Origin of the sequence: Kribbella sp., assembly GCF_035655035.1 — a bacterium.
Taxonomy (GTDB): Bacteria; Actinomycetota; Actinomycetes; order Propionibacteriales; family Kribbellaceae; genus Kribbella.
On record NZ_DASRVN010000091.1, the window covers coordinates 1 to 4,197 of the forward strand.

Genomic DNA, 4,197 nt, shown 5'->3' on the forward strand with positions numbered 1-4,197 from the left:
GACATATGGTTAGGTTTGCCTTACTTCTGAGGTGGAGAGCTACCTTAACCCGCCACTCGTGCCGACCTGGAGACACCCGTGCGCCTGCCCCGCATCGCCGCCCTGCTCGCTGCCGCCGCCCTCGCGCTGACCGCCTGCGGCTCGTCCGGATCCGACGACCCGGCCGCCGCCGGCGCGGCCGGCGAAGGCTTCCCGCGGACCGTCGAACACGCGATGGGCAAGACCGAGATCAAGAGCAAGCCCAAGCGGGTGGTCGCACTCGACACCAGCTACGTGGACGCGACGCTGATCCTGGACACCCCGGTCGTCGGGTACACCGACTACCGGACCATCAACGGCCAGCTCCCGGACTACCTCGGCGACGACCGGACGAAGTACGGCTCCGAGGCCGAGTCGGTCGGCACGCTCGCCGAGCCGAACCTGGAGAAGATCGCCGCGCTGAACCCGGACCTGATCATCACCGCGAAGGTCCGGCACGAGAAGCTGTACGACCAGCTGTCCGCGATCGCGCCGACGATCATGTCCGAGACCACCGGCGCGACCTGGAAGGACAACATCCGGCTGGAGGCCAAGGCGCTCGGCGCGGAGGACCTCGCGGAGAAGGAGATCTCGGCGTACGAGAAGGCCGCGAAGGCGACCGGCGACGCGATCAACGCGAAGGCGCACAACCCGACGATCTCGGTGGTCCGGTTCGTCGACGGGCCGACCCGGCTGTACCAGAACGCGAGCTACTCCGGGATCGTGCTCAAGGACGCCGGGCTGAAGCGCCCGAAGTCGCAGGACGTCGACGGGTTCGCGCTGGAGATCAGCCCGGAACGGATCAAGGACGCCGACGCGGACGCGATCTTCGTGACGACGTACGCCGACGAGAAGGGGCTGAGCGCGAAGACCGCGGCGCAGTTCAAGGCGAACCCGCTGTGGAAACCGCTCGCGCCGAAGGTCCACGACGTACCCGACCTCACCTGGATGACCGCGGTCGGCCTCCAAGGCGCCTGGTCAATCCTCGACGACCTCGCCAAGACTTTCGCCGTACCAGCCCCTGTCCGCCCAGCCTGACCCGCCCCCACTCTTCCCGCGCGCGGGTAGGGTCTGGCGTATGACGGCTCTCACCCGCTGGCACGTGGGCCCGTGGACGACCCGCGGTACGGCGGCCGGCGCCGCGTTCGAACCCGGCCGGAAGCGGACCCCCGACGAGCTGAACTTCGACATCGTCGGCCTGTCCCGGATCGTCGGCCGCCGCCAGACCCTCCCCGAGGAGATGCTCGTCCGCCGCTGCCAGGCCGCTCTCCGCCCGACCGACCCACGCGTCTGCGGCGTCCAAACCCTGGACCCGGAACTGTCCGCCGAACTGGCAACCGCAGCCACCAACGCCTTCACCTGGCTGACCGAACGAGCCCCGACCGGCTACCAGTTCATCCACACAGACGCCGTAGAACTCCAACCGCTCCTGGACCTGTCCGCAGACGCGATCGCCGTGGACGCCGTAGTACAACTGGCCGGCGTCCCCCTCCCAGCAGCCCGCCTGGCCACCTCCCACGTACGCCGCTCCCCCACTGGCTCCTGGTACGCCGGAGACGCAGTCTGCAACTGGTCCGGTCCCCACCCAACCTCAGCCGAAGCAGTAGCCGCCGTAGAAGCAGCCCGCGCCCAACTAACCACCCAACTAGCCACCACAGGCCGACAGGACCTAGCGAACACAGCCGACCGCTGGCTAGCAGTACCAATCGAAACCACCTGACGGCGGACGTTCAGTTGGTGAGACCAGCGGCGGGTGTGCTGGCTTGGAGCAGGTGGTTTTGGAGAAAGGTTAGTTCTGCTTGCACCACCTGCTGGTGGGCGTTGGTGAAGGGGGCGTAGTGGTTGCCTGGGACCTGGAGTACCTCGGCTAGGCGTGTGGTGGCGGCTGCCTTCAGGGTGGGGGCTGCTAGCGCCGACTTGTCGTCTTCGCAGACGACGTACAGGATCGGGCAGCGGGCGGCTGGGGCGTACTTGGCTGGGCGGTAGAGGGCTGCGGGCAGCACCGATCGGGCGGCGATGGACTGTTGCCAGCCGGGGTAGCGGTTATCGGGGTTGAGGATTTCGCTGCCCAGTTGGGCGTCCGGGGTGTTCAGGAGAGCCACGGTGCCTCTTGGGCCGGCTAGGTCCACCAGGCGGGGTGAGCGGTTGAACCAGCTACCCACGACGTCCAACAGCGAGCGACCCAGGAGGCGGAGCGCAGCGCCCGTCGACTGGTAGCGGGAGGCGTGGCGGGTGACCGTGGGCCCGTCGACGTTGGCCGACTGGGCGATCGCTGCTGCGAGGCCGAGGTCTTCCGAGGCGAGCTGGACGATGTACCCACCGGGCAGCGAGAACGCCCAGATCGCCACCCGCCGTACGCCGGGCAGCGTCTTCGCGTAGGCGATCGCCGCCCGCCAGTCCGCTAACTGGTCCCGTACCCGCGCCACCTGCCGCGGCTCGCCGGCGCTCTCCCCGAGGTTGCGGTGGTCGAACGCCAGCACACTGAATCCGGCCGCGGCGAACCGCTCCGCGAACCGATCCGTCCCCGGCTCCTTCGTGACCCCGAAGCCGCCGGTCATCACCACGCACCCGCCGTTGGTCCCCGGGTAGTGCCAGGCCGCGCACGCAACCCCGGCACTCGTGAAGCTCACCTTCTCGCGCATACCAGAAGTGAACCACGTGGTTCGCAAATCTGTCTACGCCTGTTCCTCCCGCTCCAACGCCCGGGTCAGCGCGGCGAACCCGGCCTCGATCCCCGCCGCATCCCCACTCGTCCGCCACTCGATCAGGAACCCGCGCAACGTCCCGAGGATCAGCTCGGCCACCTCCGTACGACGCGACTCCGCCCAGCCGTCCGGGCACAACGCCAGCAAGGTCGGCAGGTACTGCCGGGACGCCGACCGGGCCAGATCGGCGTACCGCGCGGCGTCGTACATCGCCAGGCCGATCGCCTGGTCCAGCACCCACGACTCCTCGCCGATCAGCGTCGGCCACATCGACCGCACCCGCTCGGCCAGCGACCCGCCGCGCTCGGCCGCGGCCGACACCGCGCGGGTGATCCGGCGTTCGCGCAACTGCAGGACCGCCTGCGTCAGCAGGTCCTCGGCGCCCTCGAAGTGGTACAGCAGCACCTTGTGCGTGGTACCGGCCGCCCGCGCCGCCCGCCGCAGCGAGAAGTCGACCAGGCCGTTCGCGCCGAGGTCGTCCGCCACCTTGCCGAGCAACTCGCGCCGCCGCGCCTCACCCCGCGCCGACTTCGCCGACCGCCGATAACCGGCCCGTTCTCCAGCCTGTTCCTCCGTCACCCCGTCAGTATGTGGCTAGGTAAAGGACGCCACGAAGTAGCCGACGCCGTACGGCGCTGCGTCGTACAGCAGGTCGCCGTTCAGCGTCGTACCGGCGAGTGCTCCGGCGAGGACCTGCCACGGAGCGCGGCCGGCTGCTTGGAGTACGGTCGCGAGGTCCGGGTCGAGGGCCGCGAGTACGTCGAGATCCACGTCCTGGAAGGCTTTCGCGACCGTCGTGTCGAAGATCTCGGCCCGCGGATGCAGGTGCACCGGCGCGTGATCGCTGCGCCTCGCCGAGCCGTCGCCCATCACCAGCAGACCGATCCGTTCGTTGCCCGCGGCAATCTCCTGACCGAGCTCCAGGCAGCGCGCCGGTGTCTCGTCCATGAGCACCCCGAGATACGTTCGCGGCAGCCCGGCGGCTTTCGACTGTTCGAGCAGCCAGCCGCCGACGGTCAAGGAGAGCGGCAGCACCCGCGGACCGGATCCGATCAGTACGTCGGGGGCGCCGTACGGGCCGAAGGATCCACCCGCGTCCGCGCCGTACGTGACCGGCACCGGGCCGGAGCCGACGACGAGGATGCTGGTCGCGGAGGACAGCGCGTCGAGCGCGGTCCGGCAGGCGGCGCGCAGCGGCTCGAGCTCGGGCGCAGCGCCGGAGGCGAGCTCAGGCACGATGATCGGCGGATGCGGACAAACCGCCGCAACAACAACCCCCATTACCCCACGCCCTCCGCGGAAGCGGGAGGCACATCCCCGCCCGCCTCCCCCGCGGGAGCTGGCCGCAGGTCTCGGCCGTGGCGGAGGAAGAGGTAGCCGTCGTCGGCGGAGAGGATGTGGAGGGGTCGTAGTGGCCGTACGTCGGTGGCTGCGACGCCGTCGGTGATCCGGCGTGCGCCCGGGCCGGCGAGTA

At 69.7% G+C, this 4,197-nt stretch carries 5 protein-coding genes and 1 pseudogene; 2 read left to right on the forward strand and 4 right to left on the reverse strand.

All coding sequences use genetic code 11. The features are described from left to right. The first annotated feature begins 78 nt into the window (after nucleotides 1-78). On the forward strand, nucleotides 79-1,056 hold the full coding sequence (locus tag VFF46_RS05400) for an iron-siderophore ABC transporter substrate-binding protein (protein ID WP_325035898.1): 978 nt from the start codon (nucleotides 79-81) through the stop codon (nucleotides 1,054-1,056). A gap of 40 nt (nucleotides 1,057-1,096) precedes the next feature. Then, the gene (locus VFF46_RS05405) at nucleotides 1,097-1,738 is read left to right on the forward strand and encodes a hypothetical protein (protein ID WP_325035899.1); all 642 of its coding nucleotides are present in this window, start codon (nucleotides 1,097-1,099) and stop codon (nucleotides 1,736-1,738) included. Nucleotides 1,739-1,748: 10 nt separating this feature from the next. Here VFF46_RS05405 and VFF46_RS05410 read toward each other — a convergent pair whose 3' ends face one another. The 4 genes and pseudogenes from VFF46_RS05410 to VFF46_RS05425 all read right to left on the reverse strand — a co-directional run. After that, nucleotides 1,749-2,660 (reverse strand): alpha/beta hydrolase, encoded by a 912-nt coding sequence (locus tag VFF46_RS05410; RefSeq protein WP_325035900.1) that lies wholly within the window; start codon nucleotides 2,658-2,660, stop codon nucleotides 1,749-1,751. 33 nt (nucleotides 2,661-2,693) lie between these two features. Further along, entirely contained in the window at nucleotides 2,694-3,302 is a 609-nt protein-coding gene (locus VFF46_RS05415; protein ID WP_325035901.1) for a hypothetical protein, read from the reverse strand. Between the two features lie 15 nt (nucleotides 3,303-3,317). Continuing rightward, nucleotides 3,318-3,959 carry a class III extradiol dioxygenase subunit B-like domain-containing protein gene (locus tag VFF46_RS05420; protein ID WP_325035902.1) on the reverse strand — a complete coding sequence of 214 codons (642 nt, stop codon included), beginning with the start codon at nucleotides 3,957-3,959 and terminating at the stop codon, nucleotides 3,318-3,320. A gap of 44 nt (nucleotides 3,960-4,003) precedes the next feature. Continuing rightward, nucleotides 4,004-4,197, reverse strand: a pseudogene (locus tag VFF46_RS05425) (hypothetical protein); the annotation flags it as partial.

Excerpts from the sequence above, each read along its gene's own strand:
- VFF46_RS05405 (WP_325035899.1), top strand. The coding sequence starts at position 1,097 with ATGACGGCTCTCACCCGCTGGCACGTGGGCCCGTGGACGACCCGCGGT.
- VFF46_RS05410 (WP_325035900.1), bottom strand. The coding sequence starts at position 2,660 with ATGCGCGAGAAGGTGAGCTTCACGAGTGCCGGGGTTGCGTGCGCGGCC.